This window comes from Streptomyces albidus (ex Kaewkla and Franco 2022) (assembly GCF_013870515.1).
In the GTDB taxonomy this organism is placed as follows: Bacteria; Actinomycetota; Actinomycetes; order Streptomycetales; family Streptomycetaceae; genus Streptomyces; species Streptomyces albidus.
The window spans coordinates 1-17,710 of record NZ_JACBXA010000117.1 but is presented as its reverse complement, the minus strand read 5'-3'; the positions used below and the strand labels follow the sequence as shown (position 1 = coordinate 17,710).

Annotated in this window: 15 protein-coding genes; 12 read left to right on the top strand and 3 right to left on the bottom strand. The window is 70.3% G+C overall.

Going from position 1 to position 17,710, the window contains the following annotated elements; genetic code table 11:
- Positions 1 to 406 (top strand): winged helix-turn-helix domain-containing protein (locus tag H5J26_RS17905; RefSeq protein ID WP_181766886.1); only part of this gene is annotated, 406 nt, incomplete at its 5' end.
- A gap of 96 nt (positions 407 to 502) precedes the next feature.
- Here the strand turns inward: H5J26_RS17905 and H5J26_RS17900 are convergent.
- The gene (locus H5J26_RS17900) at positions 503 to 937 is read right to left on the bottom strand and encodes a DUF4190 domain-containing protein (RefSeq protein ID WP_181766885.1); all 435 of its coding nucleotides are present in this window, start codon (positions 935 to 937) and stop codon (positions 503 to 505) included.
- Positions 938 to 1,144: 207 nt separating this feature from the next.
- Between H5J26_RS17900 and H5J26_RS17895 the strand changes: the two genes are divergently transcribed.
- Positions 1,145 to 3,655: a HelD family protein gene (locus H5J26_RS17895; RefSeq protein ID WP_235980793.1), complete on the top strand. Its 2,511-nt coding sequence runs from the start codon at positions 1,145 to 1,147 to the stop codon at positions 3,653 to 3,655.
- A gap of 203 nt (positions 3,656 to 3,858) precedes the next feature.
- Here the strand turns inward: H5J26_RS17895 and H5J26_RS17890 are convergent, their stop codons facing one another.
- The gene (locus tag H5J26_RS17890; protein WP_181766884.1) at positions 3,859 to 4,065 is read right to left on the bottom strand and encodes a cold-shock protein; all 207 of its coding nucleotides are present in this window, start codon (positions 4,063 to 4,065) and stop codon (positions 3,859 to 3,861) included.
- 302 nt (positions 4,066 to 4,367) lie between these two features.
- Between H5J26_RS17890 and H5J26_RS17885 the strand changes: the two genes are divergently transcribed.
- Both H5J26_RS17885 and H5J26_RS17880 read left to right on the top strand, forming a co-directional pair.
- Complete coding sequence (locus H5J26_RS17885; RefSeq protein WP_181766883.1) at positions 4,368 to 5,825, top strand: NAD-dependent malic enzyme; 1,458 nt, start codon at positions 4,368 to 4,370, stop codon at positions 5,823 to 5,825.
- Positions 5,826 to 6,308: 483 nt separating this feature from the next.
- Complete coding sequence (locus H5J26_RS17880) at positions 6,309 to 6,590, top strand: HU family DNA-binding protein (protein ID WP_045866949.1); 282 nt, start codon at positions 6,309 to 6,311, stop codon at positions 6,588 to 6,590.
- Between the two features lie 114 nt (positions 6,591 to 6,704).
- Here H5J26_RS17880 and murA read toward each other — a convergent pair whose 3' ends face one another.
- The gene (gene murA / locus H5J26_RS17875; protein WP_181766882.1) at positions 6,705 to 8,024 is read right to left on the bottom strand and encodes a UDP-N-acetylglucosamine 1-carboxyvinyltransferase; all 1,320 of its coding nucleotides are present in this window, start codon (positions 8,022 to 8,024) and stop codon (positions 6,705 to 6,707) included.
- A gap of 328 nt (positions 8,025 to 8,352) precedes the next feature.
- Between murA and H5J26_RS17870 the strand changes: the two genes are divergently transcribed.
- The 8 genes from H5J26_RS17870 to H5J26_RS17835 form a co-directional block, all read left to right on the top strand.
- Positions 8,353 to 8,985 carry a YqgE/AlgH family protein gene (locus H5J26_RS17870; protein WP_181766881.1) on the top strand — a complete coding sequence of 211 codons (633 nt, stop codon included), beginning with the start codon at positions 8,353 to 8,355 and terminating at the stop codon, positions 8,983 to 8,985.
- A gap of 11 nt (positions 8,986 to 8,996) precedes the next feature.
- Positions 8,997 to 9,287 carry a DUF3039 domain-containing protein gene (locus H5J26_RS17865; protein WP_181766880.1) on the top strand — a complete coding sequence of 97 codons (291 nt, stop codon included), beginning with the start codon at positions 8,997 to 8,999 and terminating at the stop codon, positions 9,285 to 9,287.
- 328 nt (positions 9,288 to 9,615) lie between these two features.
- Entirely contained in the window at positions 9,616 to 10,917 is a 1,302-nt protein-coding gene (locus H5J26_RS17860; protein WP_309237958.1) for an extracellular solute-binding protein, read from the top strand.
- 32 nt (positions 10,918 to 10,949) lie between these two features.
- Positions 10,950 to 11,864, top strand: a complete 915-nt coding sequence (locus H5J26_RS17855; protein ID WP_181766888.1) for a carbohydrate ABC transporter permease — start codon at positions 10,950 to 10,952, stop codon at positions 11,862 to 11,864.
- Positions 11,861 to 12,736: a carbohydrate ABC transporter permease gene (locus tag H5J26_RS17850; protein ID WP_309237957.1), complete on the top strand. Its 876-nt coding sequence runs from the start codon at positions 11,861 to 11,863 to the stop codon at positions 12,734 to 12,736. The genes H5J26_RS17855 and H5J26_RS17850 overlap by 4 nt, the downstream gene beginning before the upstream one ends.
- 78 nt (positions 12,737 to 12,814) lie before the next feature.
- On the top strand, positions 12,815 to 14,482 hold the full coding sequence (locus H5J26_RS17845; RefSeq protein WP_181766879.1) for a beta-N-acetylhexosaminidase: 1,668 nt from the start codon (positions 12,815 to 12,817) through the stop codon (positions 14,480 to 14,482).
- Between the two features lie 373 nt (positions 14,483 to 14,855).
- Entirely contained in the window at positions 14,856 to 15,716 is an 861-nt protein-coding gene (locus H5J26_RS17840) for an FAD binding domain-containing protein (RefSeq protein ID WP_181766878.1), read from the top strand.
- A partial coding sequence (locus H5J26_RS17835; protein ID WP_181766877.1) for a 2Fe-2S iron-sulfur cluster-binding protein occupies positions 15,713 to 17,710 on the top strand: 1,998 nt, incomplete at its 3' end. The genes H5J26_RS17840 and H5J26_RS17835, both read left to right, overlap by 4 nt.

Genomic DNA, 17,710 nt, shown 5'->3' with positions numbered 1-17,710 from the left:
CGACGTGCCGACGGTGCAGCCGGAGCGGTTCCGGCTGGGCCCGCTCGTACAGCGGCTGTGCGTCGAACTGCCCGGCCGCGTACGGGTGCTGCCACTGGCGGGGCACCGGGTCGAGATCCGGGGGCGCGCCGTCGTCGTCGACGGCTCGCTCCGGACGGTGCAGCCTGCGGGGATGGCGCTGCTGCGCGCGTTGGCCAGGCGCCCCGGCTGGGTCGTCTCCCGGGCGGAGCTGCTGCGCGCGCTGCCCGGATCGGGGACCGACGAGCACGCGGTGGAGACGGCGATGGCCCGGCTGCGCGTCGCGCTGGGCGCACCGAAGCTGATCCAGACAGTCGTCAAGCGCGGCTACCGGCTCGCGCTCGAATCCGCGTCGGACAGCGGGAAGTACGACGGTACGGACGGCTAGGGCACCCACGATCAGGACCCGCACGGTGAGGACGGCGACGGCAGCGGTGCCCTCACGGAGTGAGGGATCACCGCCGGCGCCGCCTAAGGCCGGCAGTCACCCCGTGATGCTCTTCACGAAGTCCTCCTGGCACTTCTGCTCCTCGGCTTGCGTGCCCGCCCTCTGGACGCAGTCGTTGAGCTGCTCGTAGTCGCCGGAGCTGAGCACGGAGATCCCGATCGCGAGGACGACGCCGGACGCGACGAGGGCGAGGCCGCCGATGACCGCGCCGACCACGGCGAGCGTGCCGTTCGTCGCCTGGCCCCTCTTGCCGCGGCGGAAGCCGAGGATGCCGAAGATCACCGCGAGCAGGCCGAGCAGCAGCCCGCCCAGGATCGTCCAGAACAGGACCGCGCCTATCAGCCCGAGCGTCAGCGCCGCCACGCCGAACCCGTTGCGCGGAGGTCCCGAGGGAGCTCCCCCTCCGTGCCCGCTCCAGCCGGCACCGCCCGGCCCCGTATGCGCCTGCTCCCAGCTCTGAGGCGATGTCATGACTCAATCCTCCGCCGCACTCGGCTCTTCAGTTCGTCGAGAGACAGTGCCTGCCCGACTTCCGCGCGGTTACTCCTGTCACAGCCCTCCGCCCGGATCGGGCCGGGGCCCCTGTCGTGGCATGTGCGCAGGGGACCTCCGTTCGCGTACGGTTGACGGCTGCCCTGTACCCGTTGGGGCTGGAACAAGCAGAAGGGGGCTGCGGCGTTGGCTTCGCAGCACGACAGTGTCCGGGAGCGGGAGATCCGCGGGGAGCAGGAGCACCTCGACGGGGTGTACCGCAGGCTCGAGGAGAAGATCCACGAGGCCGAGTTCCTGGTGGACGACGCCTCGAAACGGGCCCAGGTGGGAACCCCCGGCGCACTGGCGGAGCGCGACGCCCAGGTCTTCCGCGCCGGTGTCCATCTGAACCGTCTGAACAGCGAGTTCGAGGACTTCCTCTTCGGACGCATCGACCTGCTGCCCGGTGAGGACGGCGTGAGGGGCCCGGACGGCGCGTACACCTCGGTCGAACCCGCCGAGGGCGCCGTGCACGGCGACGGCACCGCCGACATCGCCGAGACCCTGCACATCGGACGGATCGGCGTGCTGGACGCCGACTACACGCCCCTTGTCATCGACTGGCGGGCCCCCGCCGCCGCACCCTTCTACCGCGCGACGCCCGTCGCGCCGGGCCGGGTCGTCAGGCGCCGCGTCATCCGAAGCAAGGGCCGGCAGGTGCTCGGAGTCGAGGACGACCTGCTGCGCCCGCAGATCACCGCCCGCATCGACGGCGGCGAGCTCCCCGTCATCGGCGACGGCGCCCTGATGGCGGCGCTGGGCCAGGCGCGCGGCCACGCGATGCGCGACATCGTCTCCTCCATCCAGGCCGAACAGGACCTCGTCATCCGTGCCCCCGCCGCGTCGGTCACCGAGGTGGAGGGCGGGCCGGGCACGGGCAAGACCGCGGTCGCGCTGCACCGCGCCGCGTACCTCCTCTACCAGGACAGGCGCAGGTACGCGGGCGGCATCCTCGTCGTCAGCCCCACACCGCTGCTGGTCTCCTACACCGAAGGCGTGCTGCCGTCGCTCGGCGAGGAGGGCCAGGTCGCCGTCCGTGCGCTCGGCTCGCTCGTGGACGGCGCGGAAGCGACCACCTACGACGAGCAGCCCGTCGCCCGCATCAAGGGTTCCGCGCGGATGGTGAAGGTGCTGCACAGAGCGGCGCGAGGCGCACTGGATACGGACCAGGCGCCCAGGACGCTGCGTGTCGTCGCCTTCCGCCAACGAGTGGAGCTGGACGAGGACGAGCTGCGCCGTATCCGCCAGCAGGTGCTCAGCGGCACGGCCCCCGTCAACCTCATGCGCCCCCGCGCCCGCAAGTTCGTGCTGGACGCGCTCTGGGAGAAGTCCGGTGCGCAACGCCACTACACGGACCCGGAGCTGGCGGCCGAGGCACGCGAGGGCTTCGACGAGGACATCGCCACCGAGGACGACTTCATCGCCTTCCTCGACGCGTGGTGGCCGGAACTGACACCGCGTCGGGTCCTCGCCTGGCTCGCCGACGAGGACCGGCTCGTCCGCTTCGGGGGCGGCACGGGCAGGTCCGGACGGTCGGGAAGGTCGGGACGCTCCGGTCGCGGCAGGCTGCTGCGTCCCGCGGAGGCGAGGGAGGTGGCGCGGTCCCTGCGGCGCCTCGACGCCGACGGCCAGGGCCCCCTGTCCGTGCACGACGTGGCCCTCCTGGACGAGCTGCGCGTACTGCTCGGCACGCCGGCCAAGCCCCGCAAGCGTGAGCTCGATCCGCTCGAACAGCTCACCGGCCTCGAGGAGTTGACCACAGCGGCCGACCGGGACTCCGCGCGCCGTGACCGGGCGGAGCGCCTCGCGGAGGAGCGCACGGACTACGCGCACGTCATCGTCGACGAGGCGCAGGACCTGACCCCGATGCAGTGGCGCATGGTCGGCCGCCGGGGCCGGCACGCCACCTGGACGGTCGTCGGCGATCCGGCCCAGAGCTCGTGGCCCGACACACAGGAGGCGGCAGAAGCGCGCACCGAGGCGCTGGGCACCCGCCCACGCCGCCGCTTCGAACTGACCGTCAACTACCGCAACCCCGCCGAGATCGCGGAACTGGCGGACCGGGTGCTGGCGCTGGCGATGCCCGGAGTGGTGCCGCCGAAGGCGGTGCGCTCGACGGGCCTGCGGCCCCGATACGCCGTGGCGCACGGCGAGATGGGGGCGGCGGTGCGCGAGGAGGCGAACCGGGCGCTGGACCAGGTCGAGGGCACGGTCGGTGTCGTGGTCCCCATGCGATGGCGGGAGGAGGCACGCGGATGGCTGGCCGGCCTGGGCGACCGCGTCGTACCCCTGGGCAGCCTTGAGGCAAAGGGACTTGAGTACGACGCGACGGTCGTCGTGTCCCCGGGGGAGATCGCGGGGGAGACCGGCTTCGCCGGGAGGCCCTCCACCCGTGACGAGGTCTGGGGTGGGGGTACCGCCCGTGACGAAACCTGGGGTGGCGGCACCGCCCGTGACGAAGCCCGGGGTGGGGGTACCGCCCGTGACGAAGCCCGGGGTGGGGGTACCGCCCGTGACGAAGTCCACGGGGGAGGATCACCCGCCGGACTGAGGGTGTTGTACGTGGCTCTGACACGGGCGACACAGCTGCTGACCGTGCTGTCCGGAGAGCGGGATCGGCCGGACGCGGGCGGAGTCCCGGAGCTGCTCAGAGACTGACGAAAGTCGCGGCCGGGTAAGGGAATCGCTTCCTGAGGCTGTTTGTTAGCCTGGATGTGGCACCGGCCCGATCCATGCCCCCGGGCCCAACCATTGTCGCTTCGAGCGACCACTTGCCGCGAGGCGAGCTGGCGGGTCGGTGTCACCAAATACTTCTCCGAGCTTCTTCGAAGCTCTTTCGCGGGGTTCGCGTCAGCGGCGCTTCAGCCGATGATGCGGACCCCTTCCGCTTGCGGGCCCTTCCGGCCCTCGGCGATCTCGAACTCGACGCGCTGGGTGTCCTGAAGGCTGCGGTAGCCCTCTCCGTTGATCGAGCTGTAGTGGACGAAGACGTCCGGTCCGCCGTCCTCCTGGGCGATGAAGCCGTAGCCCTTCTCGGCGTTGAACCACTTGACGGTGCCCTGAGCCATTCCTGGTCTCCCTGTATGCATATGGCGTTTGCGGGGCGATCCTAGGCCGAGATGGGGCGCTTTGAAGTGATTTGGGGCGTAGACACAGATTTTCGCGCCGGGGGTAGAAGAAGGGGCCGGAGGCGACCCGATCGCACGCATCTCGTACCGTGGAAGGCTCTTTCCGAATCCGGAGACGCGTTACCGCGTACCGGGTGGTAGGTGGGACGATCTGTTGACGTGCCCCACCCGTAGCCGTCGATACTTCGGCGCCGCGGGTCAGTGCGGCACAACATCACGAGAAAGCAGAGGGAAGTCGGCCAATGAGCGCGCCAAGCGTCTCCTACTCGATGACCGTCCGTCTGGAGGTCCCCGCAGGGGGTTCAGCGGTCAGTCAGATCACCACAGTCGTGGAGTCGTCGGGCGGTTCGGTCACCGGCCTCGATGTCACCGCCTCGGGTCACGAGCGGCTCCGCATAGACGTCACGATCGCGGCTTCCTCGACCGCGCACGCCGACGAGATCGTCGCGCAGCTGCGCGACATCGAGGGTGTGGCGCTGGGCAAGGTCTCGGACCGTACGTTCCTCATGCACCTCGGCGGCAAGATCGAGATGTCGTCGAAACACCCCATTCGCAATCGCGACGATCTCTCCATGGTCTACACGCCCGGCGTGGCCCGCGTCTGCACCCAGATCGCCGAACACCCCGAGGACGCGCGGCGGTTGACGATCAAGCGCAACAGCGTCGCCGTCGTCACCGACGGCTCGGCGGTGCTCGGCCTGGGCAACATCGGCCCGCAGGCCGCGCTGCCCGTGATGGAGGGCAAGGCGGCCCTCTTCAAGCGCTTCGCGGGGATCGATGCGTGGCCGATCTGCCTGGACACGCAGGACACGGACCTGATCGTGGAGATCGTCCGGGCGCTGGCACCCGGCTTCGCCGGGATCAACCTGGAGGACATCTCCGCGCCGCGCTGCTTCGAGATCGAGGCACGCCTCCGCGAGCTCGTCGACATCCCCGTCTTCCACGACGACCAGCACGGTACGGCGATCGTGGTGCTCGCCTCGCTCTACAACGCGCTGCGCGTGGTGGACAAGCGCATCGAGGACATCCGCGTCGTCATGTCCGGCGCGGGCGCGGCCGGCACCGCGATCCTGAAGCTGCTGCTGGAGGCCGGGCTCAAGCACGCGGTCGTCGCCGACATCCACGGTGTGGTGCACGAGGGCCGCGCGGACCTGGTCGGGGAGCCGGAGGGCTCGCCTCTGCGCTGGATCGCCGACAACACCAACCCCGAAGGTGTGAGCGGGACGTTGAAGGAAGCCGTCGTCGGGGCCGACGTCTTCATCGGCGTCTCCGCGCCGAACGTGCTCGACGGCGCCGACGTGGCGCGGATGGCGAAGGGCGCAGTCGTGTTCGCTCTTGCCAATCCCGACCCGGAGATCGACCCGGCCGTGGCCCGGGAGACCGCCTCGGTGGTCGCCACCGGCCGCTCCGACTTCCCCAACCAGATCAACAACGTCCTCGTCTTCCCGGGAGTCTTCCGCGGCCTGCTGGACGCGCAGTCGCGGTCCGTCAACGACGAGATGATGCTGGCCGCGGCGCGGGCGCTCGCGGACGTGGTCCTCGAGGACGAGCTGAACGCGAACTACATCATTCCCAGCGTCTTCAACGAGAAGGTCTCCGGCGCCGTCGCGGGCGCCGTACGGGACGCCGCACGCGCTGCGGGAGAGGCCGCCACCGTCCCGGCGACGACCACGGCGGCCGCCGCCACAGCCTCGGACTGACGGCGCCGCCGCGCGCCCCTCAGGGCGCCCCGACGCTCCCGACCGCCCCGCCCGTCGCATGGATCGCGACCCGGCGGGGCGGTTTGTGTGAGCGATGCCGGGTAACCGCTGCCCGGTGAGTTCGTGTCCGAAGTGGCCCGGTGACCTCGCGGGGCCCGTCCGCCCGCGTGGCGGCACGGCGCGTCGCGAGGTGCAGGGTCACGACGGCCCCTCTAGGGTTGCGCCAGACACAAGCCTGTGGGGCGTCAGCACAGCGAGGGCATCGCCGCCGCTCGTGTGACTCCGCAGCTGTCAGAATGTGCCGGATTGGCTTTCCCCCCGCACGTGGAGGCAGGATGCATCCACTGGGACCACGTCCCGGGATGCCCCACGGGGCGGGAGGGTCTCTAAACAGACCCTGGTCTGGGGAGTGTCAGATGGCCCTGGCAGCATCGGCTTCGATCTCACGCCTCATCGGCAAGAAGAACACGGGAGTAACGAGTTATGAACCGCAGTGAGCTGGTGGCCGCTCTGTCCGAGCGCGCCGAGGTGACCCGTAAGGACGCCGACGCCGTTCTGGCCGCCCTCGCCGAGACCGTCGGCGAGGTCGTCTCCAAGGGCGACGAGAAGGTCACCATCCCCGGTTTCCTCACCTTCGAGCGCACGCACCGTGCGGCGCGCACCGCGCGGAACCCGCAGACCGGCGACCCGATCGAGATTCCGGCCGGGTACAGCGTGAAGGTGTCGGCCGGCTCCAAGCTCAAGGAAGCCGCCAAGGGCAAGTAACGGCCCGGAGCGGCTGTCGGCCGCTCCACGCCAGGCACAGGAGAGGGCGGTCACCCGAGAACCGGGTGACCGCCCTTTCGTGTGATGTTGTCCGCCGGGCCGGGAGAGGCAGCCCTACGGGCGCTCCACCTTCGCGCCGAGCTCCGCCAGCTTCTTCATGAAGTTCTCGTAGCCGCGGTTGATCAGGTCGATGCCGTGGACGCGAGAGGTGCCCTGGGCGGCCAGAGCCGCGATCAGGTACGAGAAGCCGCCGCGGAGGTCGGGGATGACCAGGTCGGCGCCCTGGAGCTTCGTCGGGCCCGACACGACAGCCGAGTGCAGGAAGTTGCGCTGCCCGAAGCGGCAGGCGGAACCGCCCAGGCACTCGCGGTAGAGCTGGATGTGGGCGCCCATCTGGTTCAGGGCGGAGGTGAAGCCCAGCCGGGACTCGTAGACCGTCTCGTGGACGATCGACAGGCCCGTCGCCTGGGTGAGGGCGACCACCAGCGGCTGCTGCCAGTCGGTCTGGAATCCGGGGTGGACGTCCGTCTCCAGGGCGATGGATTTCAGCGGGCCGCCCGGGTGCCAGAAGCGGATGCCCTCGTCGAGCACCTCGAACGCGCCGCCCACCTTGCGGAAGGTGTTGAGGAAGGTCATCATCTCCCGCTGGCTGGCGCCGCGGACGAAGACGCTGCCTTCCGTCGCCAGGGCCGCGCTCGCCCAGGAGGCCGCCTCGAGGCGGTCGGGGAGGGCGCTGTGGGTGTAGCCGCCGAGCTTGTCGACACCCGTGATGCGGATCGTGCGATCCGTGTCCATCGAGATGATCGCGCCCATCTTCTGCAGCACGCAGATGAGGTCCTCGATCTCGGGCTCGACGGCGGCGTTGCTCAATTCGGTTGAACCTTCGGCGAGCACCGCGGTGAGCAGCACCTGCTCCGTGGAGCCGACCGACGGGTAGGGAAGCCGGATCTTGGTGCCGCGGAGGCGCTGCGGCGCCTCCAGGTACTGGCCGTCGGCGCGCTTCTCGATCGTCGCGCCGAACTGCCGCAGGACGTCGAAGTGGAAGTCGACGGGACGGCCGCCGATGTCGCAGCCTCCGAGGCCCGGGATGAAGGCGTGCCCGAGGCGGTGCAGCAGCGGGCCGCAGAAGAGGATCGGGATGCGGGACGAGCCCGCGTGTGCGTCGATGTCCGCCACGTTGGCGCTCTCGACGTGCGAGGGGTCGAGCACGAGCTCGCCGGACTCCTCACCGGAGGTCACGGTCGTGCCGTGCAGCTGAAGAAGGCCGCGTACGACCCGCACATCGCGGATGTCGGGCACGTTGCGGAGCCGGCTCGGCTCGCTGCCGAGCAGCGCGGCGACCATCGCCTTCGGAACGAGGTTCTTCGCGCCGCGGACACGGATCTCGCCTTCGAGCGGGGTGCCGCCGTGGACAAGCAGGACGTCGTCGGTCATGGATCTCCGCGTTCCTGAAGACGGTTGGGGCTGGGGCTTGTTGCTCGGGTCCCCGCGTAACGAGCCCTCGGGGAACCTGAGCGGAAGAGACAATCGTAGTGGGCGTGGCGCTGTGGCGCCCAAGGGCGGCGAGGCAGGCGGATCGCGGCAGATGGGCAATATCACGTTCAGTGAGCGGATTGTGCCGAGTTGTGACCGGAGTTGCGGCAGCGGCGAGGAAGGTGCAGAGATCCCAGGCACCCCCTGTGAGCAGGGCGTAAGCCCGATGTGAGGGTGCTGATCCGGCTGTTGACGCACACGAACGGCGCGGGTGGGGGATCATTGCCGCATGACCGAGGTGTCCTCGCTCACCGGGCGGCTGCTGGTCGCCACACCGGTGCTGGCTGACCCGAACTTCGACCGCGCCGTGGTGCTGCTGCTCGACCACGACGAGGAGGGGTCGCTCGGTGTGGTGCTGAACCGCCCGACGCCCGTAGACGTCGTAGACATCCTCGAGCCGTGGGCCGCGCTCGCGGGAGAGCCCGGCGTCGTCTTCCAGGGCGGCCCGGTCTCGCTGGACGCGGCGCTGGGAGTGGCCGTCGTCCCCTCGTCGCCGGGCGGCGACGGGGGTGTGGACGGGCGCGAGAGCGGCTCGCACGGCAACGGCCCGGGCAGCGCCGAACGCGACGGCCCGCTGGGCTGGCGGCGCGTGCACGGAGCCATCGGCCTGGTCGACCTCGAGGCGCCGCCGGAGCTCCTGGCCGCGGAGCTGGGCTCGTTGCGGATCTTCGCCGGGTACGCAGGCTGGGGTCCGGGGCAGCTGGAGAAGGAGCTGTCGGACGGCGCGTGGTATGTCGTCGAGTCCGAGCCGGGCGACGTCTCTTCGCCCTCGCCGGAGGGGCTGTGGCGGTCCGTGCTGCGAAGACAGCGCAGCGAACTGGCGATGGTGGCCACATACCCGGACGACGCCTCACTGAATTAGGCTTGGTCCGCATGAGCACTCTTGAGCCTGAGCGCGGCACGGGAACCGGCACCCTCGTCGAGCCGACCCCGCAGACGTCGCACGGAGACGGTGATCACGAACGGTTCGCCCATTACGTCCAGAAGGACAAGATCATGGCGAGCGCGATGGACGGCACGCCCGTCGTCGCGCTGTGCGGCAAGGTCTGGGTGCCGGGGCGTGACCCCAAGAAGTACCCGGTCTGCCCCATGTGCAAGGAGATCTTCGAGACGATGAGCTCCGGCGGAGACAAGGGCAAGGACGGCAAGGGCGACGGCAAGTAGCGCCTGAGCGAGCTCCCTCTCTGCACTTTTTCTGGTTCTTCCGGTTCTCCGGCCGACCCCTGTTCCCGGTCGGCCCGGCCGGTCCGTGTTCGTACGGCCCGGCCACCGCGTGAGGCTCACAGCGCGCCTCGTTCGACCCCTTGCGGGGATCGGGCGGGGCGCGCTGCATCGTGCGGGGGCGTGCATGGAGAGTTGAAGCGCTCGTCACGGATTGGTCGAGACCTATTGCCCGGCACGGGTGGCTGCTCGTAACCTCCTGCGAAGTTGTGCGACGCGAAACTCGCGTTGCGAATTCTGCAACGCCTGAAGAGGGTTGGGGGACTTCGCCGTGAAGTTAGCCGTACGGACAGGCGCCGCGGTGGCGGCGCTCGCCATGGCCGGAACGCTCCTGGCGGGATGCGCGCCCTCCACGTCCCAGGGCGGGGCGGGGGAGGACGCGAAAAGCGGCACGCTGCGGGTGTGGCTCTTCCGTGAGGTCGGCAACAAGCCCAAGGAGCGCGTCGTCGACGGCGTCGTGCGCAGGTTCGAGAAGCAGCACGACGGTGTACGGGTGGATGTGCAGTACATCCCCGTCGACAGCCGGGCCGAGAAGATCAAGGGCGCTTTCAACGACCCGTCGTCCGCGCCGGATCTGATCGAGTACGGCAACACCGACACTGCGGGATACGTGAGGAACGGCGGACTCGCCGATGTGAGCGCCGAGTTCGGTGACCGGTCGCAGGCAAGCGACACGGACCGCGCCGCCAAGGAATCCGTCACGGTGGACGGCAAGGTCTACGGCGCACCGTTCTTCGTCGGCGTCCGGGCGCTCTACTACCGGACCGACATCTTCGACGACCTCGGCATCGAACCTCCCGGCACCCTGGCCGAAGTCGCCTCCGCGGCAAGGAAGATACGGGCCGAGCGGCCCGAGCTGTACGGACTGGTCGTCGGCGGTGCCTACACCTACGGTGCGATGCCCTTCATCTGGGCGCACGGCGGCGAGCTGGCGAAGAAGTCCGGTGCCGGAAAGTACACCGCGACGATCGACGGCGCGCGTGCGAAGAAGGGGATCGCCGCGTACACGGACCTGTTCGGGGAGGACAACTGCCCTGCCGCGAAGTGCGCCGGCATGGGCGGCAACGACAACGTCGAAGCCTTCGCCGCAGGCAAGGCCGGAATGGCCGTCGCGGGCGACTTCAACCGGCAGGCGATGGAGGACGGAAAGGTCAAGGACGACTACGCCGTGCTGCCCCTTCCCGGGACCCGTCGCGGCACCGTCGCGCCCGCCTTCGCCGGTGGCAACAACATCGGTGTGCTGAAAAGCACTTCGCACCGCACACTCGCCGTCGGCCTCATGCGCGAACTGGCCGGCAAGGCCACCCAGCGGAAGCTCTTCGACGCCATGGGATTCCTGCCGACCTTCACCGACACCCGCGCACAGGTGGCGAAGAAGGAGCCTTTCGTCGAACCGTTCGTCAAGACGCTCGACGCGGGTGCGAAATCCGTGCCCGTGACGCCTGCCTGGGCCGAGATCGACGCAGGACTCGTGCTGCCGACGATGTTCCAGCAGATCGCCGGCGGAAAGCGCGGAGTCGACGAGGCGGCGGGCGAGGCAGCGGAGAAGATGGACAAGGCGTTCGCCGAGTGAGCGCCACGGCGCCCGCACGTGCTCGTACGCCGATGAACGGCCCCCGGAAGGCGGCGGCCAATTCGCCTGTGCACGACGGACGTTGGACGCCTTGGATCTATCTGGCTCCCGCTCTGACCGTGCTGGCCGCGCTACTGGTCTACCCCGTCTACCAGTTGGGGCTGATCTCGTTCCTGGAATACACCCAGGCACAGGTCAGCGGAGGCGAACCGACGTCGTTCCAGGGGCTGGGGAATTACACCGAACTCTTCGCCGACAGCCAGTTCCGATACGTACTGCTGACGACGGTGGTCTTCGCCGCCGCCTGCGTCACGGGGACGCTCGCCGTCGGCTGCACGCTGGCGGTCCTGCTCACGCGCGTACGCGCCCTCCCGCGACTGCTGTTGATGCTGGCGGCCCTGGGCGCGTGGGCGACGCCCGCCATCACCGGTTCCACGGTCTGGGTGTTCCTTTTCGACGCCGACTTCGGGCCCGTCAACAGGGTGCTGGGGCTGGGGGACTTCTCCTGGACGTACGGGCGCACGAGTGCCTTCGCGCTGGTGTTCCTCGAGGTCGTCTGGTGCTCGTTCCCGCTGGTCATGGTCACCGTCTACGCCGGCATCAGGGCCGTTCCCGTCGAGGTGCTGGAGGCCGCCGCGCTGGACGGCGCCTCCAACTGGCGTACCTGGCGCAGCGTCACGGCGCCGATGCTCAGACCCGTACTTCTGGTCGTCACCGTCCAGTCGGTCATCTGGGACTTCAAGGTCTTCACCCAGATCTACGTGATGACGGACGGCGGCGGCATCGCCGGACAGAATCTCGTGCTCAACGTGTACGCCTACCAGAAGGCGTTCGCCTCCTCGCAGTACAGCCTCGGATCGGCGATCGGCGTCGTCATGCTGATCGTCCTTCTCGGCGTGACGCTCGTATATCTGCGACTGCTGCGGCGGAAAGGCGAGGTGCTGTGACGGCGTTGCGGCCGGAGACGGCCGGAAGGGTGCGGTTCGCGAAGCGGGTGCGCAGACCGTGGCGGCTCGCCGCGGAGGCGTCGGCGGTGGTCGTCGCCCTCGTCGTGGCCTTTCCCCTCTACTGGATGGTGCTGTCGGCCTTCAAACCGGCGGGCGAGGTCCGTTCCGCGAACCCGGTGCCCTGGACGCTCGACCCTTCCTGGGACGCATTTCGCCGCGTCTTCGAACAGCAGGACTTCGGGCGGTACTTCCTCAACAGCGTTCTCGTGGCAGGGACCGTGGTGACGGCCTCCGCCCTGATCGCCTTTCTGGCGGCGACGGCGGTGGCGCGCTTCCGATTCCGGTTGCGCACCACGCTGTTGATCCTCCTCCTGGTGGCGCAGATGGTGCCTGTCGAAGCGCTGACCATTCCGATGTTCTTCCTGATGCGGGACTTCGGCGCGCTCAACTCGCTGCTCTCACTGATACTTCCGCATCTCGCCTTCTCCCTTCCTTTCGCGATCTGGATGCTGCGCGGATTCGTGAAGGCGGTGCCGGAAGCGCTGGAGGAGCAGGCCCGGATAGACGGGGCGAGCCGGGCCCGATTCCTGTGGCAGATCCTCTTCCCGCTGGTCTTCCCGGGCCTGGTGGCGACGAGCGTCTTCTCCTTCATCTCGGCCTGGAACGACTTCCTCTTCGCGAAGTCCTTCATCATCTCCGCCACCGAGAACTCCACCCTGCCCATGGCCCTGTTGGTCTTCTTCGACACCGAAACCCCGGACTGGGGCGGGGTGATGGCCGCCTCCACCGTGATGACGGTCCCCGTACTGGTCTTCTTCGTCCTCGTGCACCGCCGCCTGGTCTCCGGGCTCGGGGGCGCCGTCAAGGACTGATCCCCCGGCGGGGTTCACCGGGCGCGGCGATCCGCCCGTCCTGCAGACGTACCGGCGTACTGACGAGAGGTGTACGGCATGCCGCTCACGGACCTCATCCCCGCACCCCGCTCCGTGGCTCCAGGCCGGGGCCCGGACTTCGTCCTCGGACCGGAGTCACGCCTCGACGCCGGCCCCGGAACCGAGGACACCGCGTGCTGGCTGCGCAGCACGCTGAGCCCCGCGACGGGCTTGCCGCTGCTGCCGCCGGGCGCGGAGCAGAGCGGCGAAGCCGGCACCGTACGTCTGCGCATCTGCGAGACCACAGGCGCCCGGCTCGGCCCGGAAGGCTACGTCCTCGACGTGACCGATGACGGCGTGCGGATCACCGGCGGCGGCCCCGCAGGCGTCTTCTGGGGCGCACAGACTCTGCGGCAGCTGCTGGGCCCCGCCGCGTACCGCCGGGCGAACTCGGCAGCGGGCAGCGCCGGTTGGCGCGTACCGGCAGCGCGCATCGAGGACGCGCCCCGCTTCTCATGGCGCGGCTACATGCTCGACGTCGCCCGGCACTTCACGCCCAAGGACGGCGTGCTGCGCACCGTCGACCTCCTCGCCGCGCACAAGCTCAACGTGCTGCACCTGCACCTCACCGACGACCAGGGCTGGCGCATCGAGATCCGCCACCGGCCCCGCCTGACGGAGACCGGCGGCACCCGCGCCCGCAGCCTGATCGGGCACCGGGGCAGGCAGGGCGCCCCGCCGCTGTGGGACGAGCGCGCGCACGGCGGCCGGTACACACAGGACGACCTGCGGGAGATCGTCGCCTACGCCGCCGCACGTCACGTCACCGTCGTCCCCGAGATCGACGTTCCCGGCCACTCGCGGGCCGCCATCGCCGCGCACCCCGAACTGGGCAACACCGACGTGGTGGACACCGCGTCAATGGAGGTGTGGACGGAATGGGGCGTCAGCCGGGACGTCCTCGCGCCCTCCGAGACCGTTCTCCGCTTCTACGAAGCCGTTCTGGAGGAGGTGTTGGAGATCTTCCCCTCCCGCTTCGTGCACCTCGGAGGGGACGAGTGCCCCAAGGACCAGTGGCGTGCGTCGGCCGCCGCGCAGGCCCGCATCCGGGAGCTGGGCCTGACCGGTGAGGACGCCCTGCAGTCGTGGTTCATCGGGCACTTCGACAGGTGGCTCGCCGCCCGCGGACGCCGCCTCATCGGCTGGGACGAGATCCTGGAGGGCGGGCTGGCGGAAGGTGCGGCCGTCTCCTCGTGGCGCGGCTACGCAGGCGGCATCGCCGCAGCACGCGCCGGGCACGACGTGGTCATGTGCCCCGAACAGCAGGTGTATCTGGACCACAGGCAGGACGCGGGCCCGGAAGAGCCGGTCCCCGTCGGGTATGTGCGCACGCTGCGCGACGTGTACCGATTCGAGCCGGTGCCGCAGGAGTTGGCCGGCACCGACCGGGAACGGCACGTGCTGGGCGCCCAGGCCAACATGTGGACCGAGTGCACCGAGAACCAGCAACGGGTCGACTACCAGACCTTCCCGCGGCTCGTGGCCTTCGCCGAGGTCGTCTGGTCGGCTCTACCGGCCCCGCACAGGCGGGACTTCGGCGATTTCGAGCAGCGGATGACGCGCGCGCACTACGCGCGTCTGGACGCCATGGGCGTCGACTACCGTCCGCCGCACGGCCCGCACCCCTGGCAGCGGCGCCCCGGAGTCCGCGGGAGACCCGCCGGAGGAGCCCCTCCACGGGTGTGACGGCACGTGCGTGTGCGGAGCGTGACGACGTCATGACGGATGGGACGGACAGATGGTCCGTAGCACGAAAGTCCGTACAGAAGACGTGATCGGAGCATGATTCCCCAAGAGTGGCAAACATCCGCTTGACCGTGTGAGCAGGGGATTACGGACCATCCCCGCGGACATGGGACGAGTGTGATGGCAGTTGACGGATCAGCCCGTACCGGGCCCCCGGTCCGACTGTCCGCCGAGATGTGCCAGAGTTGCCTCGTCCGGGCTGTGAGCACGTACCGTACGGGCACGGCGGCCGGGACTGACCGGGGAAGGGGCGGCTGGATTGAGCACGCACGCACAGCATGAACAACATGCGCCAGAGGCTGTGCAGTCAGTCATGCTGCCGACCACGCTCGATGAGGCCGTGTCGGCACTCTCCGCAGTGCCCGCAGCAGTGCCCGTCGCAGGCGGTACGGACCTGATGGCAGGCGTGAACTCGGGCCAGCTCCGCCCCGCCGCTCTCGTCGGCCTCGGCCGCATCAGCGAGATCCGCGGCTGGCAGTACCTGGACGGGCACGCTCTGCTCGGCGCGGGTCTCACACACGCGCGGATGGGCCGCCCCGACTTCGCCGCGCTCATCCCGGCCCTGGCGGCGAGCGCACGGGCCGCCGGGCCACCCCAGATCCGTAACGCCGGCACCCTCGGCGGCAACGTCGTCAGCGCCGCACCGACCGGTGACACACTGCCGGTGCTCGCCGCGCTGGAGGCCGCCCTCGTCGTGGCAGGTCCCGAGGGTTCACGGCGGGAGATCCCGGTGAGCCACCTGCTCGCGAACGTGGAGATGCTGCGCCCCAGCGAAGTCGTAGGACATGTGCGCGTGCCTCTGCTGCATGCGCCGCAGACCTTCCTCAAAGCCACCGGGCGCACCGGTCCGGGGCGCGCGCTGGCCTCGGTCGCCGTCGTGCTCGACCCGGTGCGGCGCGGAGTGCGCTGCGCGGTCGGGGCGGTGGCGCCCATGCCGCTGCGCCCGCTGGAGGCGGAGCGCTGGATCGCCTCACTCATCGACTGGGACGGGGAGCGCGGCCTGGCCCCCGAGGCCCTGTCGGCTTTCGGCGACTATGTCGCGATGGCGTGCATTCCCGATCCGCCACCTTCCGAGGACGGCGGTGAGGCTCCCGTACTTCCGCCCGCGGCGTTCCACTTGCGGCGTACGGTGGCCACACTGGCCCGCCGAGGACTCGGGAGGGCGCTCGCATGAGCAACGGCAACCACCCGCACGGCGACCCGAACGCCCAAGGCGACGGGTACGGCTACGGCGACGAGGCGCAGCAGTCGTACCCGCAAGAGGGCTGGGGCGGCGAATACGACGCGGACGCCACCGCGTTCGTGCAGCTGCCGACAGGTCCGCTGCCCCCTCCGGGAGCCGGCGTCGAGGCCTGGGGGCCGCTCGCCGCACCGGGCACCGGGCAGGGCGGCTACACGCCGCCGTCGCTGAACCCCGCCGACGTCTCGAGGCAGCCTTCATCCGGCCCCGCGACACCCGCCCCGACCACCGATCCGGCCGCCACGGGGCAGTGGGGGACGCCGTTCGGACAGGGATACCCCGGGCAGGGGCCGGCAGGCGGCGGTCAGGCGCAGCAGGACGGCCCTTCGTACGGACAGCAGTACGCGGACCAGTACGCGGATCAGTACGCACAGCAGCACGCCGACCAGTACGCGGACCGGTACGGGCAGCAGCCCGGCCGCGGAGCGCAGCGCCCCACGCAACAGGGACACCAGCAGTCCCATCAGTACGACTTCCCCTCGGCGCCGTCCGGCGAGCCCGGCTCGTCGGCCACGGGGCAGGGCGCGGCTGCGGCGCTCGCCGGTTCGCATGAGGCACGCACGCAGCGGCGTCCGCTCGGCGCGGGCGGTGCTTCCTACCCCGGCGACCCGGACGAAGCCGAACCGATAGGCCCTGGCACACCCTTCGGCGCGGGGCGGGCCGAGCAGCGGCACGACCCGATGGCGGAGGCGCAGCTCGCAGATGCGCACGCCCGTCGGCAGGTGCACTTCGACGGGAACGGGGACGGTTCCGGCCAGGCGGCCCCGGCCGCCCGGGAGAGCGGAGCGCGTGCCTACGCGCTTCCTCACGAGAGCGACGACAACGACGACATCGACGGCTCCGGGAGCACCCGGGGCTCCGGTGCCGAGCAGCGGACCGACGGCAACGACGACGGCGGCCACGAGAGGCTCGGCACGGTGCGTTCCGGGCTTCCCTGGACGCCATCCACGGCGTCCGAACACCCCTCGGGGCAATGGACGGTCGGCCAGACCGACCAGGGAGCACCCGCCACCGGCAACGGCTGGAGCGAGGCACCGCAGGCTTCGGCGGCGGCACCCGAGGCTCCCGTAGCGGAACCCTCACCGGAACCTCCTGCGGAAGCGGCCGCCGATGCGGGGCTCCCATCCCGGGGCGGAGCACCCCGTCGCGGAGCCGCCCTCGGCGGAACGTCCCCCGAGGACAGCGCCGACGGCGAGCTGGAGCCCGGCACCGCCACCGACGAGGCGGTCCTGGAAGAGCGTCCCGTGGAGCTCGCCCCCGAGCTCGGCGGTGAACACCCGCACGTCTCCTACGTCCTGCACGTCAACGGCGTCGACCGCCCCGTCACCGACGCCTGGATCGGCGAGTCCCTCCTCTACGTGCTCCGCGAGCGGCTCGGCCTGGCCGGCGCCAAGGACGGCTGCTCGCAAGGCGAGTGCGGCGCGTGCTCCGTCCAGGTCGACGGACGGCTCGTCGCCTCCTGCCTCGTCCCCGCGGCCACCTCGGCGGGCAGCGAGATCCGTACGGTCGAGGGACTCGCGACCGACGGCGAACCCTCGGACGTGCAGCGCGCGCTGACCGGATCGAGCGCCGTGCAGTGCGGCTTCTGCGTTCCCGGACTGGCCATGACCGTGCACGACTTGCTCGAGGGCAACCACGCGCCCAGCGAGTTGGAGACCCGCAAGGCGATCTGCGGCAATCTGTGCCGCTGCTCCGGCTACCGGGGTGTGCTCGACGCCGTCCGTACGGTCGTGAACGAGCGCGCCGAACTGGCCGCCCGGGAAGAAGCGGAAGCCGAAGCGGAAGCCTACGGCGACCCGGCAGTGGGGCCGCCGCGCATCCCGCACCAGGCGGGTCCCGGCGCGGGCGGCGCGTACTTCCCCGAAGGTCTCCACCATCACATCGCGCTGTCCCGTGAGCCCGACGGCGTCCAGTGCGCCGTCCGCAGC

What these genes read in the sequence shown, in the direction of transcription:
- H5J26_RS17900 (WP_181766885.1), bottom strand. Translation starts at nt 937, where the DNA reads ATGACATCGCCTCAGAGCTGGGAGCAGGCGCATACGGGGCCGGGCGGT.
- H5J26_RS17880 (WP_045866949.1), top strand. Translation starts at nt 6,309, where the DNA reads ATGAACCGCAGTGAGCTGGTGGCCGCTCTGTCCGAGCGCGCCGAGGTG.
- H5J26_RS17890 (WP_181766884.1), bottom strand. Translation starts at nt 4,065, where the DNA reads ATGGCTCAGGGCACCGTCAAGTGGTTCAACGCCGAGAAGGGCTACGGC.
- H5J26_RS17840 (WP_181766878.1), top strand. Translation starts at nt 14,856, where the DNA reads ATGCTGCCGACCACGCTCGATGAGGCCGTGTCGGCACTCTCCGCAGTG.
- H5J26_RS17865 (WP_181766880.1), top strand. Translation starts at nt 8,997, where the DNA reads ATGAGCACTCTTGAGCCTGAGCGCGGCACGGGAACCGGCACCCTCGTC.
- H5J26_RS17845 (WP_181766879.1), top strand. Translation starts at nt 12,815, where the DNA reads ATGCCGCTCACGGACCTCATCCCCGCACCCCGCTCCGTGGCTCCAGGC.
- H5J26_RS17870 (WP_181766881.1), top strand. Translation starts at nt 8,353, where the DNA reads ATGACCGAGGTGTCCTCGCTCACCGGGCGGCTGCTGGTCGCCACACCG.
- H5J26_RS17885 (WP_181766883.1), top strand. Translation starts at nt 4,368, where the DNA reads ATGAGCGCGCCAAGCGTCTCCTACTCGATGACCGTCCGTCTGGAGGTC.
- murA (WP_181766882.1), bottom strand. Translation starts at nt 8,024, where the DNA reads ATGACCGACGACGTCCTGCTTGTCCACGGCGGCACCCCGCTCGAAGGC.
- H5J26_RS17855 (WP_181766888.1), top strand. Translation starts at nt 10,950, where the DNA reads ATGAACGGCCCCCGGAAGGCGGCGGCCAATTCGCCTGTGCACGACGGA.